Source organism: Gymnodinialimonas sp. 57CJ19, assembly GCF_038396845.1.
In the GTDB taxonomy this organism is placed as follows: domain Bacteria; phylum Pseudomonadota; class Alphaproteobacteria; order Rhodobacterales; family Rhodobacteraceae; genus Gymnodinialimonas.
The window spans coordinates 1,225,579-1,248,193 of sequence record NZ_CP151587.1 but is presented as its reverse complement, the minus strand read 5'-3'; the positions used below and the strand labels follow the sequence as shown (position 1 = coordinate 1,248,193).

22 protein-coding genes are annotated in these 22,615 nt (G+C 61.7%); 9 read left to right on the top strand and 13 right to left on the bottom strand.

Annotation, left to right across the window (positions count from 1 at the left end; all coding sequences use genetic code 11):
* Window positions 1-14: 14 nt before the first annotated feature.
* Entirely contained in the window at window positions 15-383 is a 369-nt protein-coding gene (locus AADW23_RS06250; protein WP_341863662.1) for a hypothetical protein, read from the bottom strand.
* Between the two features lie 21 nt (window positions 384-404).
* On the bottom strand, window positions 405-962 hold the full coding sequence (locus tag AADW23_RS06245; RefSeq protein WP_341863661.1) for an OmpA family protein: 558 nt from the start codon (window positions 960-962) through the stop codon (window positions 405-407).
* 519 nt (window positions 963-1,481) lie between these two features.
* Between AADW23_RS06245 and AADW23_RS06240 the strand changes: the two genes are divergently transcribed.
* Window positions 1,482-1,805, top strand: a complete 324-nt coding sequence (locus AADW23_RS06240) for a hypothetical protein (RefSeq protein WP_341863660.1) — start codon at window positions 1,482-1,484, stop codon at window positions 1,803-1,805.
* A gap of 51 nt (window positions 1,806-1,856) precedes the next feature.
* Here AADW23_RS06240 and miaB read toward each other — a convergent pair whose 3' ends face one another.
* The gene (gene miaB, locus AADW23_RS06235) at window positions 1,857-3,176 is read right to left on the bottom strand and encodes a tRNA (N6-isopentenyl adenosine(37)-C2)-methylthiotransferase MiaB (RefSeq protein ID WP_341864286.1); all 1,320 of its coding nucleotides are present in this window, start codon (window positions 3,174-3,176) and stop codon (window positions 1,857-1,859) included.
* Between the two features lie 156 nt (window positions 3,177-3,332).
* Between miaB and AADW23_RS06230 the strand changes: the two genes are divergently transcribed.
* Entirely contained in the window at window positions 3,333-4,211 is an 879-nt protein-coding gene (locus tag AADW23_RS06230) for a hypothetical protein (protein WP_341863659.1), read from the top strand.
* Between the two features lie 129 nt (window positions 4,212-4,340).
* On the top strand, window positions 4,341-5,189 hold the full coding sequence (locus AADW23_RS06225; protein ID WP_341863658.1) for a Hint domain-containing protein: 849 nt from the start codon (window positions 4,341-4,343) through the stop codon (window positions 5,187-5,189).
* A 54-nt stretch (window positions 5,190-5,243) separates the two neighbouring features.
* Here the strand turns inward: AADW23_RS06225 and AADW23_RS06220 are convergent, their stop codons facing one another.
* The 5 genes from AADW23_RS06220 to AADW23_RS06200 form a co-directional block, all read right to left on the bottom strand.
* A complete protein-coding gene (locus tag AADW23_RS06220; protein WP_341863657.1) occupies window positions 5,244-5,708 on the bottom strand; it encodes an Hsp20 family protein in 465 nt (154 codons plus the stop codon).
* A 142-nt stretch (window positions 5,709-5,850) separates the two neighbouring features.
* The gene (locus AADW23_RS06215; RefSeq protein ID WP_341863656.1) at window positions 5,851-6,720 is read right to left on the bottom strand and encodes a trypsin-like serine protease; all 870 of its coding nucleotides are present in this window, start codon (window positions 6,718-6,720) and stop codon (window positions 5,851-5,853) included.
* Between the two features lie 199 nt (window positions 6,721-6,919).
* The gene (gene glcF, locus AADW23_RS06210) at window positions 6,920-8,248 is read right to left on the bottom strand and encodes a glycolate oxidase subunit GlcF (protein WP_341863655.1); all 1,329 of its coding nucleotides are present in this window, start codon (window positions 8,246-8,248) and stop codon (window positions 6,920-6,922) included.
* A 1-nt stretch (window position 8,249) separates the two neighbouring features.
* On the bottom strand, window positions 8,250-9,395 hold the full coding sequence (locus AADW23_RS06205; protein WP_341864285.1) for an FAD-binding protein: 1,146 nt from the start codon (window positions 9,393-9,395) through the stop codon (window positions 8,250-8,252).
* Window positions 9,396-9,500: 105 nt separating this feature from the next.
* Window positions 9,501-10,946: an FAD-linked oxidase C-terminal domain-containing protein gene (locus AADW23_RS06200; protein ID WP_341863654.1), complete on the bottom strand. Its 1,446-nt coding sequence runs from the start codon at window positions 10,944-10,946 to the stop codon at window positions 9,501-9,503.
* A gap of 141 nt (window positions 10,947-11,087) precedes the next feature.
* Between AADW23_RS06200 and AADW23_RS06195 the strand changes: the two genes are divergently transcribed.
* Window positions 11,088-11,498 carry a CopD family protein gene (locus tag AADW23_RS06195; RefSeq protein WP_341863653.1) on the top strand — a complete coding sequence of 137 codons (411 nt, stop codon included), beginning with the start codon at window positions 11,088-11,090 and terminating at the stop codon, window positions 11,496-11,498.
* A 60-nt stretch (window positions 11,499-11,558) separates the two neighbouring features.
* Window positions 11,559-11,912 (top strand): hypothetical protein, encoded by a 354-nt coding sequence (locus tag AADW23_RS06190; RefSeq protein ID WP_341863652.1) that lies wholly within the window; start codon window positions 11,559-11,561, stop codon window positions 11,910-11,912.
* 200 nt (window positions 11,913-12,112) lie between these two features.
* On the opposite strand, the gene AADW23_RS06185 is transcribed toward AADW23_RS06190, so the two are convergent.
* Genes AADW23_RS06185 through AADW23_RS06170 form a run of 4 tightly spaced genes read right to left on the bottom strand, consistent with a single transcriptional unit; the run spans window position 12,113 to window position 18,829 of the window.
* Entirely contained in the window at window positions 12,113-14,179 is a 2,067-nt protein-coding gene (locus AADW23_RS06185) for a hypothetical protein (RefSeq protein WP_341863651.1), read from the bottom strand.
* On the bottom strand, window positions 14,179-16,938 hold the full coding sequence (locus tag AADW23_RS06180; protein WP_341863650.1) for a DUF4159 domain-containing protein: 2,760 nt from the start codon (window positions 16,936-16,938) through the stop codon (window positions 14,179-14,181). The genes AADW23_RS06185 and AADW23_RS06180 overlap by 1 nt, the downstream gene beginning before the upstream one ends.
* Window positions 16,938-17,825: a DUF58 domain-containing protein gene (locus tag AADW23_RS06175; RefSeq protein WP_341863649.1), complete on the bottom strand. Its 888-nt coding sequence runs from the start codon at window positions 17,823-17,825 to the stop codon at window positions 16,938-16,940. Before AADW23_RS06175 ends, AADW23_RS06180 begins: the two co-directional genes overlap by 1 nt.
* Entirely contained in the window at window positions 17,822-18,829 is a 1,008-nt protein-coding gene (locus AADW23_RS06170; RefSeq protein ID WP_341863648.1) for a MoxR family ATPase, read from the bottom strand. Before AADW23_RS06170 ends, AADW23_RS06175 begins: the two co-directional genes overlap by 4 nt.
* Before the next feature lie 158 nt (window positions 18,830-18,987).
* Between AADW23_RS06170 and AADW23_RS06165 the strand changes: the two genes are divergently transcribed.
* Complete coding sequence (locus AADW23_RS06165; protein ID WP_341863647.1) at window positions 18,988-19,548, top strand: DUF1285 domain-containing protein; 561 nt, start codon at window positions 18,988-18,990, stop codon at window positions 19,546-19,548.
* Here AADW23_RS06165 and AADW23_RS06160 read toward each other — a convergent pair.
* The gene (locus tag AADW23_RS06160) at window positions 19,545-19,901 is read right to left on the bottom strand and encodes a hypothetical protein (protein ID WP_341863646.1); all 357 of its coding nucleotides are present in this window, start codon (window positions 19,899-19,901) and stop codon (window positions 19,545-19,547) included. The genes AADW23_RS06165 and AADW23_RS06160 overlap by 4 nt on opposite strands.
* A 121-nt stretch (window positions 19,902-20,022) precedes the next feature.
* On the opposite strand from AADW23_RS06160, the gene AADW23_RS06155 reads away from it, so the two are divergent.
* The 3 genes from AADW23_RS06155 to AADW23_RS06145 all read left to right on the top strand — a co-directional run bounded on the left by AADW23_RS06155 (window position 20,023) and on the right by AADW23_RS06145 (window position 22,576).
* Window positions 20,023-20,397, top strand: a complete 375-nt coding sequence (locus tag AADW23_RS06155; RefSeq protein ID WP_341863645.1) for a VOC family protein — start codon at window positions 20,023-20,025, stop codon at window positions 20,395-20,397.
* 162 nt (window positions 20,398-20,559) lie between these two features.
* Window positions 20,560-21,300, top strand: a complete 741-nt coding sequence (locus AADW23_RS06150; protein ID WP_341863644.1) for a YafY family protein — start codon at window positions 20,560-20,562, stop codon at window positions 21,298-21,300.
* Between the two features lie 67 nt (window positions 21,301-21,367).
* The gene (locus AADW23_RS06145; RefSeq protein ID WP_341863643.1) at window positions 21,368-22,576 is read left to right on the top strand and encodes a cytochrome P450; all 1,209 of its coding nucleotides are present in this window, start codon (window positions 21,368-21,370) and stop codon (window positions 22,574-22,576) included.
* Window positions 22,577-22,615 lie beyond the last annotated feature (39 nt).

The window sequence follows — 22,615 nt, the reverse complement described above, 5'->3', positions numbered from 1 at the left end:
ATCTATTGGCGCACTTAGTTGCGGATGCGTGGCACGCGATCCGCGATGCCGGGGCTACCCGAGCTGTAATCGCCAATGATCGACCCACGAGGCGCGGGCTCGGTGCAGACCGGCAGACCCGAACGTGGGTCAAGGCGGCGCGACCAGTAGCCTTCAAGGCCATCGTCGATCATCCAGATGTGGCAGCCGTCGGGGTCGATGTAGATGCCAGCCTCAAGACGCGAGAGAGACCCCGCATCGCGGCCCCGGTCTTCGCCGATCGCGATAACAGGAGGTTCACCGTTCGGGCCAACACGCGCAGAGGTCGTACCCTCAAAGCTTTCCACACAGCCCATCAAGGCCAGTGGCGCAGCAATCAGCAAAGGAAGTTTAAAAACAGTCATAGTATGGTCCCTTCCTCCGCCTCAGCGGTAGCACACGATTTCGACGCGGCGGTTACGCTGCATGTTTGCAGCCGAATCGTTAGGCGCAACCGGACGACGTTCACCGTAGCCGATTTCCCGCGCGACGCGGGCGCCGATGGAACGGGCAACGTTCGCAACAGAGGCGGCGCGACGCTCGCTCAGGCGCATGTTGTATTCGTCCGAAGCGCGGCTGTCGGTGTGGCCATAGATTGCGTAGGCATAGGCACCGGCTTGGCTGAAGAACTGTTGCAGGTACTGGCGACCCGAGCTGGTCAGACGGGCGCTATCGGTGTGGAACAGTGTATCGGTGTTCGCGACGCCACAAGGGTTCACGTCCAGACATACGGGCATGCCGTTCTCTGGGTTAACACGGCCTTCCATGTACCCTTCAATACCGCCATCCGCGACCCAATGCAGGCAGCCATCGGGATCAACCCAAAGGCCCGGTTGGACCTGACCGCTAACGATAATCTGCTGCTGTTGCTGTGCTGCGACCGGCGCCGAGGTGGCCATGAACGCCCCCGCAACCAAGGCAGCAACGCCAAACGAGCTCGTCATTCCGCGCGCAATTACGCGTGTAAGAGCATTTTTCACCCGTGCATCCCCCTATGTTCTGAACAGCCAAGCACATACACGCACAGGCCTTCGATCAATTAATTCACATGCCTATTTGCGGACCTGGCAGGGCCGAAATGGAAAAGGCTTAGATTTCGGCAGGATAGCACCTTATCCCCCGTTGGGAAGGGGTTTATTCGCCCCAGCGTTGCGGATTCGGAAACAGCGTGTGACCAGTTCGCGCCATTTTTGCGTTTCAGGCGACGCACGATTCGCAATGTGATGCCGCGGCGTGCATTTCCCCCGTCAAAGAGAGATCTGCGCCGTTGTTCTCAACGAGCAGACGATCCCGCAAATCAAACGTGATTGTTTCCAAGTCGCGCGAAACTGAGCTGTTTCAGTTTTTGTGATGAGACCCAGCCCCCCATGTGTTAACCTTTTGGCACACATCGGGCGCCGCATGGATCTCTGCCAAGGGCTTTACCCCTTGATCAACGGCCCCGAGTAAACTGGGGAACTAAAATGATTAAAGCACTTACATTTACCGCCCTTGGGGGCGCACTTCTGCTTGGCTCTGGCGTGCCTGCAACAGCCAACAATTACCAATACCACATGATCGTGAACACCGTCCAAGTGACCGTCAGCTGTTTCCGCGGCCCGTTTTCCGAGGTCATCTGGGACCGCCCCAACGCGGTTTTCATCGATAGCCTGGTGAACGCCGGCTACACTTTCCCCGAGGCGCACGCCATCGGAGAGCGCGTTTGCCGCGACCCTTCCACCGTGGATCGGCCCGATATGGCGGTGCAGGTGATGCACCAGATCATCGCGCAGAACCCGCCGGGTTAAGCCAAGGCCAGCTTTGGCCACAACGGGCGGGATATGTCCCGCCCGAGCGCCTTAGACCAACCGTCCGGTTAGCGAGTTGGTCATGCTTTCAACAATCTCGACTTCGGCAATTTGTCCTCGCAGGGTTTCGGGCCCTTCCACATGGACCGAATGCAAGTAGTCGGATTTGCCGATCATCTGGCCGGGTTTGCGGCCGGGCTTTTCAAACAGCACTTTCACGCGGCGGCCGACCATATCGTCTTGGGCGGCGCGTTGTTGTTTGGTCAGCAGGGTTTGCAGCCGTTGCAGACGCTCGCTCGCCACTTCTTCGGCCACCTGACCTTTGCGCTCGGCGGCAGGCGTGCCGGGGCGGGCGGAGTATTTGAACGAATAGGCGGTGCCGTAGCCCACGGTTTCCACCAAATCGAGCGTGGCTTGGAAGTCTTCTTCCGTTTCGCCGGGGAAGCCGACAATGAAATCGCCCGACAGGTGCAGGTCGGGCCGCGCAGCGCGGATGCGTTCGATCAGGCGGATGTATTCCGCTGCCGTGTGCTTGCGGTTCATCGCCTTCAGGATCTTGTCGCTGCCAGCCTGCACCGGAAGATGCAGATAGGGCATCAGCTCTGGGCAATCGGCGTGCGCCGCGATCAGGTCATCTTCCATGTCATTGGGATGCGAAGTGGTGAAACGCAGGCGCTCCAGCCCATCAATCTTGGCCATCTCCCGGATCAACCGCGCAAGGCCCCAGGTGCCATCAGCCGCCGCCCCGTGGTAGGCGTTCACATTCTGCCCCAGCAGGGTGATCTCGCGCACGCCGCGCGCCACCAGATCACGGGCCTCGCCCATCAGCCTCTCAGCCGGGCGGCTCACTTCCGCGCCCCGCGTGTAGGGCACGACGCAGAAAGCGCAGAACTTATCGCAGCCCTCTTGTACGGTCAGAAACGCCGTCGGCCCGCGGGTGGCGCGTGCCTTGGGTAGCTTCAGAAACTTGTCTTCCTCGGGGAAGTCGGTGTCGAGCGCCTTTTCCCCCGCGTTCACGGCCTCCATCATCTTCGGCAAACGATGGTAGGTCTGCGGCCCCACGACCAAATCCACCAGCGGCTGGCGGTTCATGATCTCTTCGCCTTCAGCCTGCGCAACACACCCCGCGACGCCAATTTTCAGATCGGGGTTCGCGTCCCGCAGGGGGCGCAGACGGCCCAGTTCGGAATACATCTTCTCGGCCGCTTTTTCGCGGATGTGGCAGGTGTTGAGCAGGATCATGTCCGCGCCCTCGGGCGAGTTGACCTGTTCATAGCCCTCGCTTCCCAAAGCCTCGGCCATGCGCTCGCTGTCATAGACGTTCATCTGACAGCCATAGGTCTTCACGAACAACTTTTTCGTGTTGGTCAGCTTCTTGGTCATCAGGGCGCCTCGCGCGGGGTCAGGGAAATATCAACGGATGGGGTGTATCCTGCGGATACCTGCGGTTCAACCGACGTCCTAATTGCAAAATCGCCCAAGCAAAGGCATCTTGTGGCCAACCAATAAGACCGAGCATACGACCCTATGAATTTCGACTCCCTCACCAGTTTCAAGGCGGCCCCGGCATCGCAGCTAGGCAAGGGTCCCTTTGCGGTGCTGATTGCCGAGGACCGGGTGGAGCTTGCGTCTTCCTTGGACCACCTGCATTCGTTGGCCTTCAAGGCGATTATCGTGCTCGCGCCTGAGGAAGTTGAGGTTCCCGATGCCCCGGAAGGGGCGAAAACGGCCCAACACATCGTTCGCCACCCCTCCCGGCAACCGGGCGCGACCCAAGCCATCGTCAACGCCCTGATCGAGAAGGTGCCAGGGCAGTGGATTCACTACTGCTACAACGGCGAGTATCTGTTCTTCCCCTTCTGCGAGGATCGCACGGTGGGTGAATTGGTGACATGGGTGATGGAAGAACGCCGTGAATCGGTGCTGACCTATGTGGTCGACCTTTACGCCGGCGATTTGTCTGCGCACCCCAATGCTGTTGATCTGGACGGTGCGCTGTTGGACAGCTCTGGCTATTATGCCGAAACCCGGCGCGGCGGGCCTGAGAACGACGAAGTAATGGAAAGGCAGCTAAATTTCTACGGCGGCCTGCGGTGGCGGTTTGAAGAACATGTCGCCAAACCCAAGCGCAAGATTGACCGCGTGGGCCTGTTTCAGGCTGCCCCCGGTCTGACCCTGCGCGACGACCACACGCTGTCGAATGAAGAACTCAACACCTACGCCTGCCCTTGGCACCATTCGCTGTCGGCCACGATCTGTTCGTTCCGGGTGGCCAAGGCACTGCGCACCAACCCCGGGTCGCGCCATGACATCTCTGATTTCCGTTGGCACAAATCAGTGCAGTTTCACTGGTCCTCCATGCAGTTGATGGAACTGGGACTGATGGAGCCGGGGCAGTGGTTCTGAGGCGACCGGCCCACGGGATTGTTCACAAACCAATTTGAGTTTTAGGCAATGACCATGCGGAGCCTAAGCCCGCGTTAGCTATTTTTTGCCACCCTCCTGATCAAAGACACCCTCGATCAGGATGACGCCATGACGATCAGCGGCGACGAAAGCCCCACAGCGCCCCTCCTTGCGCAGAAACCGTCTGAAACCACGTCCCTGAGGCAGACTTATACGGTGCGCGACGGGCATGGCAGCGATGAGATCAAAACGTTTCAGCCCCACGATATCGTCGCCTTCGACATGGCCGAGATTGGCAGCTTCGAAGAAGTCGTCACGCGGATATCGGGCGGCGACGATCCGACAATTACCTTCGACAACGGGGATACGCTCAGGCTATGCGGTATCCACGCGCGGGATCTGAATGCCTCCAACTTCACCTTCTCTGTCGGGCCCGTGTCCTTTGTTGCGGGCACGCCCATAACCACCCAGCGCGGCGATATCCCGATCGAATTATTGCGCCCCAGTGATATTTTGTGGACCAAGGATCACGGCTGGCAGGCCCTGCGCATGGTTGTGCGCGAGACAATGAAATTCGCGGTGCATGACGATAGCCCAAAGCCAATCCTGATCCCGGCAGGGGCTTTGGGGGTCAATCAGCCAAAACAAGATATTATGGTATCCGGCCAACTTCGGGTTTTGCGAAGTATAGGCCAACACGGGGACGAAGTTTTGGTTCCCGCTGTGAACCTGATTGGCCGCAACGGCATCCGCCGGATGCGGGGCAAGAAGCGGGAAGAATACCTGAACGTGGTAATGGAACGGCACTCAATCATTCAGGTCGCCGGGTGCTGGGTTGAAAGCCTCCTTGCGACTTCGCGAAGCCTGCCGAAACAAACAGCCGCGGCTCGGCGCATGTTGGAGCACGCAGCCGAGATGACACCGACGCGGCGGATCGAGCGGCATGGCGCCCGCCCTCGCAATCTTAGAACTGGATAGTAAAACGGGCGGCCCGCTGGGGCCGCCCGTCACAAAGGTCAATGTGTCAGCGATTTAGGCGCTGGCGGTATCAGCCTCGATCGCTTTGGCAGTTGTTGATCCGCCAATCTCGATCCGGCGCGGTTTCAGCGCCTCTGGCACTTCACGCACCAAATCAATGTGAAGCATGCCATGTTCGGCCACGGCACCCGTCACACGGACATGGTCGGCCAATTGGAAACGCTTCTCGAACGCACGGGTGGCGATGCCACGATGCAGATAAGTCTGCTTTTCGTCCGTCGTTTCACGCTTGGCCGCGATCACCAGCTGATGTTCGCGCTGCTCGACACTGAGATCAGCGTCAGAGAAACCGGCAACAGCCACGGAAATCCGGTACGAATGCTCGTCCAGCTTCTCGATATTATAAGGGGGGTAAGTGGACTGGCTGGCGTCCTGGGTCAGCACGCGGTCCAGCATATCTGCCACACGGTCAAAGCCGACGGTGGCACGGTAGAGAGGGGAAAAATCATAGGTTCGCATGGGTCATCCTCCATTGAGCGATAACAAGTAATTTGGGCCGCCCTGTTGTCAGGCACGCACCCGGTTGCTTTCGTATCGGCCCGCTAGGCGGCACCGACCCCATTGATCTGGGAAGGGGGAATGCCGGTTTCAAGACCCTTGATCAGGGGCGAATGAACCGCGCCCCAATACCGCTGCGTGCGTTTGCGCCGTTCACGATGAACGACGGCGTGCCCCCCAACGTGGTCACCCCCACAGGTGTCGAAGCGCTGGCCTGATATTGCGACATCAGCGTGGCCAAATGATCTTCGAGCATGACAGCAAGGGAGATATCGCCTTCGCTCGATTGTGCGCTGGCGGAGATGACGGCGACCACTTCTGCGCGACCCTGATTGACCCGCACCACCGGAGAGCCCGAGGCCCCCGACACCACCTGACAATTCATTGCCCGTACCGAGTCCTGCCGCTGAAGGATTTCGCACCCCTCTTCGATCGAGGCATAACCTTCACGCTCGCGGCCATAAGACACCACCGTGACGCGCCCCTCACGCCAAGGCGTACGGGCCGTGGAAATCGGCACGATAGATGTCATCGAGATCGGCATCGACAGCTCCAAAAGTGCCAGATCACGACCAATCATATCGAAGTCCGGCCCTTGTTCCGGGTGGTATCCGGGCAGGACAATGATCCGGCGCACGTTGCGGACCGCCTCGGCATGGCCATTGCGGAGCCCGGCCAGAAAGGTCAGATCAGAGGCATCAAAAGCGCGGGCCGTCTGCGGGTGAAACACGCAATGGGCCGCGGTCAGCACCAGATTTTCACGGATGAGCGTGGCGGTGCAAAAGGAAGCGCCGGTATCGAGCCGCCCAACGCCCCGCCAGACCTGCGCCTCGGTCCCACTGTTAAGGGCCCGAAGGCCACCGTGCCCCTCGATCAGTTGCACCTGCGGCAACCCCTGCGCGAGAGCAGGGAAGCTGGCGCCGAGAATGACACCGAATGCACAGGCTACCCCTGCGAAAAATGACCAACCCATCGGTGGCTCCTTAACCGTTTCGGTAGGGCGTAGTGGGCAAGCGCGGCGAGAATATGGCCAGAGTGGGGATCAACTAGGGGGCGCGGGAGGGAGCCCTCCGAGAGGGCGGCGTTTGGGGCGGGTGTGGGATTGAGTTGTATTTGCCAAGATGAAGGAGGGAGCGAGGCGTTGGGTTTGCGAGCGTGGATTGAGGGGGAGCCTAGCGCAGCAGGGGCACGGCGGGCGTGTCACGGTTGCGATCCAACGCGGGCGGGCGCGGGCCGCCTGTGGCCCAATCGAGCAGCTCTACCGTGTGGACGATGGGCACGTCAGTCGCGCCACCGATCTGCATCATACAGCCGATGTTGCCCGCAGATATGATATCGGGGCGAAGGGCTTCGAGGGTGTGTACCTTACGCGTTTTGAGTTGGCCTGAGATTTCAGGCTGCATCAAGTTGTAGGTTCCAGCGGAGCCGCAGCAGAGGTGACTGTCAGCGGGTTCCAGCACCGTGAAGCCGGCGCGTTTCAAAAGGTCCTTGGGGTAAGTCTTGATCTGCTGGCCATGTTGGAGTGAGCAAGCCGCGTGGTAGGCTACGCGAAGGCCATCGGCGGTTTTCTGAACCGTTTCCGCGGGCATCAGGTCTATCAAGACTTCGCTAATGTCCTTGGCGATGTCCGCTACCTTTTGCGCGTCTTCGGCCAGGGTCGGGTTTTCCCTAAACATATGGCCGTAGTCTTTCACCGTCGTGCCACAGCCCGAGGTGTTAATCACGATTGCATCTAAGCCCGCGCCGTTAAGTTCGGCCGTCCAGGCGCGGATATTCCGCGCGGCGGCAAGGTGGCTCTCGTCGGATTTTCCCATGTGGTGAGTTAGCGCGCCACAGCAACCCGCCCCCTCGGCCACCACAACCTCGGCCCCGAGGCGCGTGAGCACCCGGATCGTCGCGTCGTTGATATCGGTGTTCAGCGCCTTCTGCGCACAGCCCGTCATCAGGGCCACCCGCATTTTCTTACTTGCCGCAGGAAAGGTCTGAGGATCATCATTGCGACTAACCGGAGGAATGTAGGTCGGCGCCATTTCCAGCATCGCCCTAAGCCGAGCATCCGGCATCAACCGGCCAAAGGGGCGGCCGATTTTCGCCCCCAGAAGGGCCAATCTGAACCGCGTTGGGTAGGGTAGGATGCGCGCCAAGGTCCAGCGAAGGATCCGTTCTAGCATCGGGCGTTCGTAGGTTTGCTCGATATATTCACGGGCATGATCAATCAGATGCATGTAGTGCACGCCCGAGGGGCAGGTCGTCATACAAGCCAGGCAAGACAGGCAGCGGTCCACATGTTTCACTGTTTTTTCGTCCGCAGGTCGGCCAGTCTCCAACATATCCTTAATGAGGTAGATCCGCCCCCGAGGGCTATCGAGCTCATCCCCCAAGACCTGATACGTTGGGCAGGTGGCCGTACAGAAGCCGCAGTGAACGCAGGTGCGTAGAATCTCGTTCGAGCGGGCGGTTGTGGGGTCTTTCAACTGCTCTGGCGTGAATGTGGTTTGCATTTCAGGTGCCTCCCATCAGGCCCGGGCTCAGGATGCCGCGCGGGTCAAACTTTGCTCTTAGCCCTTGCGATAGCTGCGCGAGGCCGCGCGGTTCCGGCTGGAAAGTGGGCACCTTCGCCACGACGGCGTCCCGCGCCTTGATCAGGGTCGCGTGGCCACCGCCATGGGCGACAACGCCAGCTTGAAGCCGCGCGTGCATGGCTGTGACCTCTGCATCCTCTGCGCCGGCGGCCATGCGCAGCCAGGCCAAGCCACCCGCCCAATCGAACTGAGCGTCCAGCGTATCCGAAAGCGACGGCATCAAGCGCCCCATCAGGTCGGACGGTTTCATGGAGATACGCCATACCGCACTGGCGTCGCCGGAGAAATCCGTCACGTCCCTCAGCCGTTTCCATAGGGCCGCCGACAGCAACGGGTCCGCGATAACCTCAACCTCTCCCATCGCGCCCAATAGGTTGCGCAATTGATCGCACCGATAGCGTACCGAGACCTCTAGCCCTTCCACTCTTAGGAAAGTCCCCTCCCCCGGAACGGCCGCAGCGCCGGACACATCGAAGGGCGACATCATTGCGCTGGTCATAACTTCCAAAGGGTTGCCCCCCCGCACAAGCACCGTCGCACCGTCCAATCGCGGCAGCACCTTTAGCGCCACTTCCGACAAGACCCCCAGCGTCCCGAAAGAGCCCGCCATCAGCTTGACCAGATCATAGCCAGTGACGTTCTTCATCACCCGCCCGCCGTTCTTCAGAACCTCTCCTCGTCCATCCACAAACCGCACGCCCAATAACGCATCGCGACACGCCCCCGCCTGCAATCGTCGCGGGCCGGAGGCATTGGCCGCCACAACTCCGCCAATGGTCGACCGCCCCTCGCGCCCCATAAGCGCCCGCATATCCAAGGGTTCAAATGCAAGCATCTGTCCTTCCGAAGCCAGTGCCGCCTCGATCTCCTCCAACGGCGTCCCCGCCTTTGCCACCAACGTCAGCGCGCCGGGATCATACATCTCGATCCCCGCCATGGCTTGCAACGACAGCACCTCCGCGTCAGGCACCCTCCCGATCACGCGTGTCCCACCGCCCCTGATCCGCAACGGTCCCGCAGCACCTGCCACTGCTTCGCTCAACTCAGCCTCATCCCGAGGGGTCAACATGGGGCCTGCTCCTTCATCTTGGCGCATACAACTCCGGGGGTCAGCGATCTTTTTCCTGGAAAAAGATCGCTCAAGGGGGCTGGCCCCCTTTTTGCCTTCCCATCAAGCCGCATGTTTATTCTTTCGACGTCCCACGGACACATCCAACGGAAAGACCTTTGCCGGGTTCAGCAACCACGAGGGGTCAAAGACATCTTTCACCCACATCTGCGCCTCCAGATCGGCGGCAGAGAATTGCGCCCCCATCAGATCGCGCTTCTCCACGCCAACCCCGTGCTCTCCTGTCAGGCAACCGCCCACCTCAACGCACAGCCGCAGTATGTCCGCGCCGCATTGCTCACACAGTTCCAGATCTCCGGGCTTATTGGCGTCGAACATGATCAGCGGATGCATGTTCCCATCGCCCGCATGAAACACGTTGCCCACCTTCAACCCGTAGCCGTCCGCGATATCCTTGATTCCCGTCAGCACCCTCGGCAACGCTCCCACCGGGATCGTGCCGTCCAAACACATGTAATCTGCGACCTGCCCCACGGCCCCAAAAGCGCTCTTTCGGCCTAACCAAATCCGCGCCGCTTCTTCCTCGGTCTGCGCTTCTCGGAACGCGACAGGATTATGGGATTGCGCGATCTCCCGGATCAACGCCAACTGCGCATCAATTTCCGAAACGCTCCCCTCCACTTCCACGATCAAAACGGCCTCGCAATCGGGATACCCTGCCTTCGCGTGGTTCTCTGCCAGCTCCAGAATCGGGCGGTCCATGAACTCGATGGCGACCGGCAAAACGCCCGCCTTGATGATGTCGCTGACACAGGCCCCTGCGACCTCATTGCTGTCAAAACCGATCAGCACGGGCCGCGCCCCTTCGGGCTTTCTCAGGATCCGCAACGTGGCTTCCGTCACGACGCCCAACTGCCCCTCGCTGCCGCAGACCAACCCCAGCAAATCATAGCCCCCACTATCGAGGTGCGCGCCGCCGATCTCCAACACCTCTCCGGCCATCGTAACCATCGTGACCCCCAGAAGATTGTTCGTTGTCACCCCATACTTCAGGCAATGCGCCCCGCCCGAGTTCATCGCGATATTGCCCGCAATGGCGCAGGCCAATTGCGACGACGGGTCCGGCGCGTAAAAGAAATCCTCCGCCTCCACCGCCCCCGTGACCGACAGGTTCGTGCGCCCGGTCTGCACCCGCACCACCCGGTTCTCATAATCCGTTTCCAGCACTTGGTTCATCCGGACCACGCCCAGGATCACGCAATCAGCCGTAGGCAACGCCCCTCCCGCCAAAGAGGTGCCAGACCCGCGCGGCACCACGGGCACCCCTTCCGCGTGGCACAGCTTCAGCACGGCGGCGACGTCCTCGGTCGTGCTCGGCAACACCACAGCCAGGGGCGGACATTTGTAGGCCGTCAAGGCATCGCATTCATAAGCTTTGGTCTGCAACGGATCGTGGATCACCGCCGTTTCCGGCAAGATCGCCAGTAATTGCTCTACAATCCTCGGCTTTCGCGCAATGATCCCTGCATCAGGTTCCGGCATTTGCATAGGCTGACCCTCCCGTCACGCGCGGCTGCATCGCACGAATTGGTAAAATATTATAACCAATACCACCTCACATCAATCGTTTTCCCACAGGGACAATCTGGCCCCTTGCGACCCGCGGGCTTCCCGCTCACAACAAGCGCCATGGAATGGGTCAAAGTCATACATCTGCTGTGCGTTCTGGGGTGGATGACCGGCATCTTCGCCGCGCCGCGCGCGTTGATTTTCTGGAAGCGTGAATGGGCCGCGCAAGGCACCTTCGGCCCGACCGGAGATCTCACCATCCGCATCTACCGCTTTTCCCTCGGCCTTGGCGTCGTCGCAGTGCTGTCCGGCATTTACCTTGCCCACCTCTGGGGCTGGCCCACCTGGTCTCTGCTGAAGATCTGCACCGTGGTCCTGCTGGCGGGTCACTACGGCTGGACCGGACGTCTCATTCTTCGGGCGCGCCAAGGCATCTTCACCGAATCCGACCGCTGGCTCCGCATCTACAACGAGATTAGCGTGCTTGGCGTCATCGGCATCCTGATCCTCGTCGTCTACAAACCCTTTTAACCCATGCCCCTCACACCTTCGCGTCGTGCATTCCTGTACCATCGCCCCTATTCTGCACCGATGAAGTATCTCATCCCCCTCCTGTTTCTCGCCACAACGCCCGCATCCGCCGACCCAGCCCAAATCCTTGAAGTCACCGCCGCCCAAACCGCTTCCGGCTGGCGCTTTGACGTGACCCTGTCCCATGCCGACACCGGGTGGGAGGACTACGCCGACGGCTGGCGCGTCGAATTGGCCGACGGCACAATCGCCGCCACACGTCCCTTGACCCACCCCCATGTGGACGAACAACCCTTCACCCGAGGCACCTCCGGCGTTTCCATCCCCGAAGATACCACCCAAGTCTTCGTCCGCGCCCGCACCAACACCGACGGCTGGTCTGACACGACAGCCCCCTACACCCTGCCACGCTGAGCCACTCCCAAGGTCACAAGACAGCGCCCCAGAACGCCGCGCTCCAACTTCACCTTTTTACAAATATCGAAACCCACCCTCTCCGCAAACGCACCGCCTGCGTTCGCCGAAATGGGGGAGCGCGAGGGGGGCTTCCCCCCTCGCCACCGACCCCCGCGCACGCAGCGCGGGGACCCCAACCAACCCCGTAAAGTCGCGCCCTATTGCCGTCCTTCGCGCAACCAGCCAGCCAACATCAAACCGCCCGCCAACAGCAGGAAAATCCACGTGCGGATGAAGGGTGTCACCGTCAAATCGGTGGTCACATAGGCCTCTCTCGTGGTCAGCCCCAACCAGCCGCGACCGTGGGCAATTCGGCCCTCCGATACCCGGCGCAGGTCAGGCAAGCCCTCTTCCAGCCGGACTGCTCGCCCGCCTGTGGCCGTCAACAATGGCTCCAGACGCTCCGCCCCGGCAATCGTCACTTCGAACTCTCGAGGGGCAGCCGGGCCGAGCGCGATGACCCGCTCCATATCACCCTCCACCAAGCGATAGAGGCCCTGTTCCTCACCCTCAATCTCTGCCGAGAACGCGCCCGGCGCGCTTTCCTCCAGCATCACTTCCAGCTGCTGGCCATCCGGCGTCGTCACGATGACGCGACCCGCCTCATCCGCTAGGGTGCGGCGCGTGATGGTGATGGTCTGGCCATCCACATCGGCCACCAGCGCCTCTTCTTCCAGGTCCGGCTCGCCCATCATCCAATGGGCCAATCGGCGCAGCAACTCCAATTGCGGACCGCCGCCTTCATACCCACGATCCCATAGCCATGCGTGATCCGAGGCCAGCAGCGCCACGCGCCCTTGCCCCACGCGGTCCAGCATCAGAAGCGGCGCACCATTGGCGCCCTCCATCACCGTTTGGCCGCCTTGTTCCGTCAGCTCAATCTGCCGTAGCCACCGCCCCCAAGGAGCCTCGCTTTCCGGCAGAGGCGTATGGTCGCCTTCCAGCCCCGTTGTAACCGGATGCCGAGCCCCCAATTCGCTGATCGTGGGGAGATAGGGCTGCTCGATCACCCGCGCCGTAGGCCGACCCGGCAAGATATCCGCCAGTGGCGTCCGATAGAGAGAGGACGCCCCCGCAAAGTCCGGCCCCGCCGCCACAAGCAAAGCACCCCCGTCTTCCACGTAGCGGCGAATGTTGTCGATGTAGACCATCGGCAGAATGCCACGGCGCTGATAGCGGTCAAAAATAATCAGGTCGAAATCATCGACCCGTTCCATGAACAATTCCCTTGTGGGGAAAGCGATCAAGGACAGCTCGCTAACCGGCACCCCGTCTTGACGGTCGGGCGGGCGCAGGATGGTGAAATGCACAAGGTCCACCGACGGATCTGACTTCAGCAGGTTGCGCCATGTGCGCTGGCCGGGGTGCGGCTCTCCACTGACCAAAAGCACCCGCAAACGGTCGCGGATACCGTTGATCTGCACCACGGCGGCGTTGTTGCGCGTCGTCAATTCGCCTTGGGCTTCCGGGACGGTAAACTGGATCACGTTTTGGCCCGCGTGCTCCAACGTCAGCGGCAACTCCAGACTTTCGCCCACGGGCACCGTGAAGGTTTGCGGCGTCCCGCCATCCACAGCGATCACAATTTGCGAGCGTCCCTCCAGCCCTGCGGGGACTGCGCCTTGATCCTCCAGGCGGATCGTCAGCATCAGCTCTTCGCCGATGATCCCAAAGGCGGGCGCGGTTTCCACCACAAGGCGGCGGTCCCAATCGGTGTCACGCCCGGTAATCAGCGCATGGATCGGCGCGGGCATATCCGGCACCAGCTCTGGGTCATGCAACCGTCCGTCGGTTATCAGCAACGCCCCCGCGATCCTTGCGCGCGGCTCCTCCGCCATCAGGCGCTGTAACTCGGACATCAGCAGCGTGCCCGCGTTATCTTCAGCGTCGCCCACGCGGGCGATCCGCGCCTCCATCCCCAACGCCGCAACTTCGGCCTCCAACGCGGCAAGCGCCTCGGCCGTTTGCGCGGGGCGGTTCGCGATCCGCTGGCTGGCGCTTTCGTCCACGACCAGCAGAACGATATCGGACAGCGGCTCTCTCTCCTCCGACTGCAACGACGGATTTATCAGGGCCAGCAACAACACCGCCGCCGCCAGCAAACGATAGGGCCACCCCGCCAAGCCACGCCAGATGGACAGCGCAAGGATCACCAACACCGCCGCACCCAGGCCGTAGATCACGGGCCACGACAAATGCGGGTCAAAGAGGATCTGGTTCGCCATCATTGCCCCAATCGGTCGAGCAGATCAGGCACATGGACCTGGTCGGATTTGTAATTGCCGCTGAGCACATGCATTACAAGATTCACACCGAATCGCAGCGCGATCTCGCGCTGGCGCTCACCGGCTTGACCTCGCCCCACGGGGTAGAGCGGCCGGCCCCGGTCATCCTGCGCCCAAGCGGCGGCCCAATCGTTGCCTCCGATCAGCACCGGCGTAACGCCGTCGTTCAGGTTGCGGAACGGCATCCCCTCAATCTGTTCCGCATCTGCGGGCGCAGCCTCGACCCAGACGTCACGCGACAGATGGCGACCGGGGAAGTCTTGCAGTAAATAAAAGGTGCGCGTCAGCACATGATCATCGGGGATCGGCTCCAGCGGCGGAATATCCAGAGGTGCCGCGATCACCTGCAAGCGCCGGCCTTCCGGCGTGCCAGACCCGAAGCCCCCCACATGGGCGTCGCGCGTATCAAACACGATCATCCCGCCACCACGCAGATAGTCGTTCAGGCGGCGGTATGCGGCGGCGGAAGGAATCTCCTGGCCCGCCGTGATCGGCCAATAGATCATCGGGAAGAAGGCCAGTTCGTCAGTTTCCAGGTTCACCCCGATGGGTGGCGCAGGCTCAACTGAGGTGCGTTGGTATAGCGTGTTGGACAGGCCCTGAAGGCCCGCACGGGATGTCTCATCCACGCCTTCATCTCCGGTCAGAACATAGGCCAATGTTGCTTCCGACGTGGCCAGAAGCGCCAGCTCTTCTGCCGGGGTCATCTGTGCGTCCGCCTGTGGGGTCAGCACTATCGACGCGGCGAGAACGGCCACGCCCTGTGTGAGCCGGCCGAGCCGTCCCGCCAGCCAAAGCGCCGCGAGGGCATCGAGCAACAGCAAAGCCAAGGCGCTCGTCAGGAACGCCGCCATAAGGTCCGTGGGCACCGTGACCGACATGCCTTCAACCGGCACATCGGCGGGCCATTGCGCAGCCGCCAGCGCCGTGTCCTGCGCCATCACGTTGCGGGCCAGGCGTCGATCCTCGCCGGAATAAAGCCCCGGCAAGACCTCGGCCGACAGGGGTGCTGTCGCCAGATCTTCCCCCGCCACGCCCGGGCGCGTGCCCGCATCGCGCAAAACGCCGAAGCCGTCCAGCACCTCTTCCGGGGTCCAGATCGTGCCCTCCAGATCCGCTGCTTCCGGGGCCACGGGGCGGGTCGAAACTGCCAAGCGTTCCAGCATTTGAACGAAGAGGCCCGACAGCGGCAACGTGGACCACTCCGCATTTGCCGTGACGTGGAACAAGATCACCGACCCTTGCCCAAGGTTGGCACGTGTGACCAAGGGCGTGCCATCCGAGAGCGATGCAATCGTACGGTCTGCAAGGGTAGGGTCCGGCTGCGCCACCACCTGGCTGGTCACTTGCACATCCGCCGGGATCGCCAGCCCGAAGAACGGCGAGCCCTGTTCAAACGGGCGTAGTTCCTTGGGCTCTCCCCAAGACATCGCGCCGCCGACGGTGCGCCCCCCAATCCGCAATCGCACGGGCATCAGAGGCCCCGCCTCGTCCCGCGCAATGTCCGAACCGGCAAGTCGTGGTCCCGCAAACCGCACCAAGAGCCCGCCGTTTTCGACCCAAGCGATCAACCCCGCCTCTTCTTCCGGCGAAAGGGTCGCGACATCGGCCAGCATGATGACATCAGGGCTCGCCAAAAGGACATCCGACAGGGCACCTTCCATCAGATCAGCGGTCGGCTCCAAGGCTTGGCGCAGGTAATGCAGCGGCCACAAAAGCGTCTGCTGTTCATCATCAGCGCCTGCCGAGATCAGGGCTACTTGGCGCCGTTGCAGCGCATCATCGACCAACGCCACTGCGCCCGCATGACGTTCACCAGAAAGTTCAAACCGGGTGATCCGATTACGCAGTTCCGGCGGCAGGTCAAATGCCACCTGTGCCACCATCTCGCCTGCATCAAAGGTGGCCACCGCCTGCGCCAAGTCACGGGGCAAGCCCGCAGGGTCCAGCCCATGGGCCACCACGGTCACGTCACGCGGCGCGCCCGAGCCGAGGCGCGAAAGGTCACCGCGCACCATGCCATCTTCGAACCGGGGCGGCGACAAGGCGATCAAGTCGCGATCCCCTTGGAACACCGATAAAGCGCCCAAATCGCCGAGCGCCTCAGTCAGCGCATCGCGCCCCTCATGGGCGACACCGTCCGAGAACCAGAACACCTCTGCCGGGCCATCCAACGCGGCGACCCAATCCTCAGCGGCGGACATATCGGGGGCAAAAGGCGCGGGCGTCAGGGTCGGCACGCGGGGGGCCCAGGCATTGGCCGCTTGGAACGAGGGGGCGGAAGCGGGCAAATCGGTCAGTTGCACGACCGCCACCTCCCGGCCCCGCCGGGCGGCATCATCCAACAACAGCTCTGCCCGAGACAGCCGCGCAGGCCAATCACGAGCCGACGCCCAAGAGCTATCCATAACAATCAAAAGCGGGCCATCCCCCGCGACGCGGTCCTCTGCCGGGTTCAGGACGGGGCCGGCAAAGCCGACAATCGCCGCTGCCACCGCCGCCATGCGCAACAACAACAGCCACCATGGCGTCTTGTCCGTCTGGCTTTCGTCATCAGATAGCCCCAGCAGCAGGGCAATGCCCGGAAAGCGGCGCTTGATCGGCGCGGGCGGCACGGCCCGCAACAGCCACCACAACAGCGGCAAGGCAACCAGCGCCAGCAATAGCAGCGGAGAGGTGAAGGCGAGCGAACCAATCATCAACGGCGCTCCAATGTTTGATAAAGCCACAACAGTGCGGGTTCAGCCGGCGTGTCGGTGTGGTGCACATGGAAGCGCCACCCGGTTCGGCGGGCCATCTCGCGCAGGGCATCTTTACGGGCCGCAAGACGGGCAAGGTATTCTTGTCGCAGGGACTTGGCTTTCAACGTCTCAAACCGGATCGCCCCGGACATGCTTTCAAACAGGGTGCGCCCGTCGAAGGGAAATGCCTCCTCAACCGGGTCAAGTACCTGCACCAACGCGCCTTTTACGCCCCGATCAGCGGCGCGGCCAAGGACCGTTTCAATCGACGCCGGATCGCCAAGAAAATCGCTGAAGAACACCGCGCGCGCGCCCGCTGGCATGACTTGCGGCTTGGGGGCGCCGTATTCGGGCCGATCTCCGCCATCCATCATCGCGCTGGCAATGCGCAGCAATTGCGCCTGCCCGCCACGGGGCGGCTCTGCCAAATGGGTCAGGCCCACCCTCTCTCCACCACGCACGGCGATCACGGCCAGCGCCATGGCCAAGGTCTGGGCCCGCCGCAGTTTCGAGGGCCGCGCATTGCTGCCCGAATAGGTCATAGAGGCGGCATCATCGACGCCAATCATCACCGATTGCGCCGCCTGCCATTCCGTTTGCCGCAGAAAATGCCCATCGGACCGGGCAGAGCGTCGCCAGTCGATCGACCGATAGCTGTCGCCCATTTCCGCCGGGCGATACTGCCAGAACTCGTCCCCCGTGCCCGCGCGTTTGCGGCCATGCACCCCCAACAACACCGTCGCCGCCAATTGCTGCGCATCCGCCATCAACGGCGGAAGCGATGCCGCAACCGCTTCGGACCGCGACCGCAGGCTGTCAGGCGTATGGAGGGTGAGTTCGCTCAAGCCGCCGCCTCGATCCGCGTGACGCGGGCGGTGACTTCGTCGATGACCTGCTCCAACACCGCACCCTCGGCACGGGCCGCAAAGGACAGCGCCATCCGGTGGCCCAGCACGGGCCGCGCCAACGCCGCGATATCTTCGACCGACGGCGCAAGCCGCCCATCCAGCAGCGCCCTTGCCCGTGCCGTCAACATCAGCGCCTGTGCCGCGCGGGGACCAGGCCCCCACGCCACCGCGTTTTTCACCACATCCGGGGCGTCAGGCTCGGACGGACGGCATGCACGCACCAGATCAAGGATCATCTCCACCACGGTTTCGCCCACGGGCATCTGCCGCACGACCCGCTGCGCGGCGATCAGCTCCTCAGGGGTAAACACCTCAGAGACCGAGGTTTCTTCAGTCCCCGTGGTGGCAATCAAAATGCTGCGCTCGGTGTCTCGATCGGGGTAAGGGACGTCGATCTTCACCAGGAAACGGTCCAACTGCGCTTCGGGAAGGGGGTACGTCCCCTCCTGCTCAATCGGGTTTTGCGTGGCCAACACATGGAAGGGCGCAGGCAACGGGCGATGTTCGCCAGCAATCGTCACCTCCTGCTCCTGCATCGCTTGCAGCAGCGCCGATTGCGTCCGAGGAGAGGCACGATTGATCTCATCGGCCATCAACAGCTGGCAAAAGACCGGCCCTTCGATGAAGCGGAAGTTGCGCGAGCCATCGTCAGCGGTTTCCAACACTTCCGAGCCCAGAATATCCGCCGGCATCAGATCCGGCGTGAATTGCACCCGGTTGGCCGACAGACCCATGACCGTGGAAAGCGTGTCCACCAACAACGTCTTCCCAAGCCCCGGCAAACCCATCAGCAAAGCGTGACCGCCCGACAGCATCGCCGCCAAAGCAAGTTCCACAACCTCTTCCTGGCCGATAATCCGCCCCGCGATCGAGGCCTTCGCCTCTCCCAATTTCGCGCCTAAGGCTTCAATCTCGGCAACAAGGGATTCGGTGTCAGCCATGGAAATGCTCCGCTTGGGTGATAAATATAGCTCCAACAGGTAACAGACCTATTCCGAAGACCACAAATGGCAAAAGGCGATGGGGGACAATTCATCGTGACTAACGCCTCGATTGCCCATTTTATCGCGCCCGACGCCCAAGAGAGGACACGAACACCATGACACCCGCGACCGATCAATTGCTCAAAGCCGCTCAAGACGCTGCAAAACAGGGCAAACTGCCGCCCGTTCACCTGTGGAATCCAGAGTTCTGCGGCGATCTGGATATGGAGATTCGCCGGGATGGGACGTGGTTCTATGAAGGCACACCCATTGGCCGAAAACCGCTGGTGCGGCTGTTCTCCACGATCCTGAAGCTGGAGGACGGGAAGTATTTCCTCGTCACCCCGGTGGAGAAGGTCGGCATCCGCGTTGTCGATGCGCCCTTCGTGGCGGTGGATATCGAACAGACCGCAGAGGGCATCACCTTCACCACCAACGTCGGCGATACGGTCACCGCCGGGGAAGGCCATGCGGTCCGGGTCGAGCGTGACTCGGACGGAGAGCCCTCCCCCTACATCCATATCCGCGCCGGGCTCGAGGCGCTGATCGACCGCAAAAGCTTCTACCGCCTCGTGGATATGGGCGAGGCGCATACGGTCGAGGGCACCGCTATGTTCGGTGTCTGGTCGCGGGAAACTTTCTTTCCCATCATCCCCATGGCCGAACTAGATCTTTAAGACCGCATCAACTGGCGCTGGTTCCACAATAACAGATATATCAGCGCGGCCAGAAGCATCCCCTGCAAGGCCCATAGAACCGGCGCCGTGCTTATGCCCCACTGGCTGGCCTCTCCAAACACGTCGATTGCCTGAAACACCATCGCGCCCACGGCTGCCACAATGGCCGCAAACCGCAAAACCACCGGTGCGCGCCGAATACTGCACCCCGCCGCAATACCCGCGAACACCGCGACCGCGACCTGCACATCAATGCGTTCGCCCCGCATGCCCATCAGCGCCAGCGGGCCAAAAACCCCCAAACCAAACACCACCAATCGGGCGTGGGGCAACAATGCTAGAAACCGATCCATACCCCCTTTCTCTCCCAATCCTTCCTCTCAGGCAACGGCCCTGACACACTCCTGACAGAACGCTGTCAGGAGCAGGGTGCTAATCCCGTTTCATCAACACAAGAAACCAAGGAAACACACAATGTCTGACACCGCTCAAAACTCCGCCTGTTGGTTTGAAATCGCCGTAAGCGACCTGGACGCCGCCAAAGCCTTCTACGGCGCCGTTCTCCAAAAAAACCTCACCACCGACACCGCAGGCCCAAACCCGATTGCCATGCTCCCCTTCAACGATGACACGCCCGGCATCGGCGGTCACCTCTACCCCGGCAAACCCTCCCGCGATGGCGCCACGATCCACCTCATCGTCTCCGATAGCCTCGATGCCGCCCGTGAACGCGTGATCTCCGCCGGCGGCTCGGTCGAAAGCCCCGATGTGCAAATCCCTCCGGGCCAATTCTTCTACGCCCGTGACCTCGACGGGAACTCCATCGGCTTGTTCAAAGCCAACGCCTAACCCGCCAACGAAGCGCGCTTGGCTCTCTGCCGGGCGCGCTCCCCCCTTCGTCTTGGCAAATACAACTCCTGCGCTGTCTCCTCCCCCAATCCGACACCTGATCTGACTTTCCCAACCCATCCCCCCGCTTCCCCTCCTCGCCAAGCAAAGGTATCCTGCCCCATGCGCCGAGCAGATCGCCTCTTCCGCCTTATCGACCGCTTGCGCCTCGGCAAGCTGACCACCGCGCGTGCCTTGGCCGACGCGATGGAGGTGTCTGAACGCACGATCTACCGCGACATCGCCCACCTCCAAGGCTCCGGCGTCCCGATAGATGGCGAAGCGGGCGTGGGCTACATGATGCGCGACGGCTACAACCTGCCGCCGCTCATGTTTACCGAAGAAGAGATCGTCGCCCTGAGCGTCGGCGCCCGGATGTTGCAAACCTGGGGCGGCACCTCGATGGCCCGTGGGGCCGATAGCGCCTTGGACAAGATCACCGCTGTGCTTCCCGATACCACCCGGACCCGCGCCGAGCGCCTACGGTTCGAAGCTTGGACAACCAACCCGCTCGACGACAAAACCCGCGCTACCATCGATACAGTGGAGGCCGCCATCCAAGCGCCTGAGCGACTGTCTATCGACTATCGTGACGACAAGGGCGCACCGACCGAACGCATCCTGCGCCCCCTCGGTCTCTGGTTCTGGGGCTCTGTCTGGACGCTTGTGGCGTGGTGCGAGCTACGTGAAGCCTTCCGCATGTTCCGGCTCGACCGGATTGTGGCAGCCCGGAACCTCGGCCCCTATGTCCCCCTGCCACACCAAAGCCTCGACCATTTCTACCAAACCGAATTCGACCGCAGGGACCGTCGGATCGACCGTACGGGACCGCCACAAGATAGCGCGACCCGAAACGCCCTCTAACCAAGCTCCCCCTTGCAGGCCCGTCCCTCCAACCGCAATACTCTCCGCACCATTGGGAGGTGGCAAGATGCTGGACGTGGCACAGTTCGATATCAACCGTATCGACGCGGCTTTCATTGAAAACCCCTATGCAACCCTCGCCGCCCTGCGCCAATCCGCGCCGGTGCATCTCAATGCCGATGGCTCGGTCTTTCTGACCCGCCACGATGATTGCCTCGCCACTTACCGGTCCCGCGATATGCTGTCGGACAAGACCGAGGCGTTTGGCAAGAAATTCGGCGAATGTCCGTTGAAAGAGCATCACACGACCTCACTCGTGTTCAACGACCCGCCCGATCACACGGTTGTGCGCAAGCTGATCTCGGGCGCGTTCACCCCGCGCAAGTTGCAAGAAATGGACCGCGCGGTGGAACGGATCGTCGCCCGCCTGCTGGACAGGGTCGAAGACCTCGGCGAATTGGACCTGATCGCTGATTTCGCCATGATGCTCCCGACCGAGATCATCTCGATCATGCTCGGCGTGCCGGAAGCCTACCGGGCAGAACTGCGCGGCTATTCCACCGCCATTCTCGGCGCGTTGGACCCGGTCGTGTCGCCGCAACAGATGGATGCCGGCAACCGCGCCGTAGAGGAATTCGGCGCGGTTCTGGATGACCTCATCAACCATCGCCGCGACAACCCCGATGCTGGCGCTGAAGGTGAGGTGCTGGAGGCGCTGATTTTCGGGGAACACAATGGTCGCAAACTGACGCAACAAGAGCTGGTCCAGAACTGTATCTTCCTGCTGAACGCGGGCCACGAGACGACGACCTCTTTTGTGGGGAACTCGGTCGATCTGCTGCTGGAAAACCCAAGCGAACACCGACGCTTGCGCGATGATCCCACCCTGATCGGCACCGCGCTTGAGGAAATCCTGCGCATGGAAAGCCCGCTGCAAATCGGTAACCGCTTGGCGGGCGACGATATAAACCTGCCCTCTGGCACGTTGATCCCCAAGGGCACTTATATCCACACGTCAATTGCCGGGGCCAACCGTGACCCCGAGGTTTTTGCAGACCCCGACCGCTTTGACATCGCCCGCAAGCCCAACCCCCATATCGCCTTTATCACCGGCATCCATGTCTGCCTTGGCGCGTCGCTGGCGCGGATGGAGGGGCGTATCGCCGTGGGTGGATTGATTGAACGTTTCCCGAAACTCGCCCGTACCAACACAGGGGAACGGTTGGGACTGGCACGCTTTCGCGGCTGGTCATCGTTGCCCATCAAGGTCCGCTAATGCCTTGAAGTGGCGCGGCGGCCCTCACCGCCGCGCCCA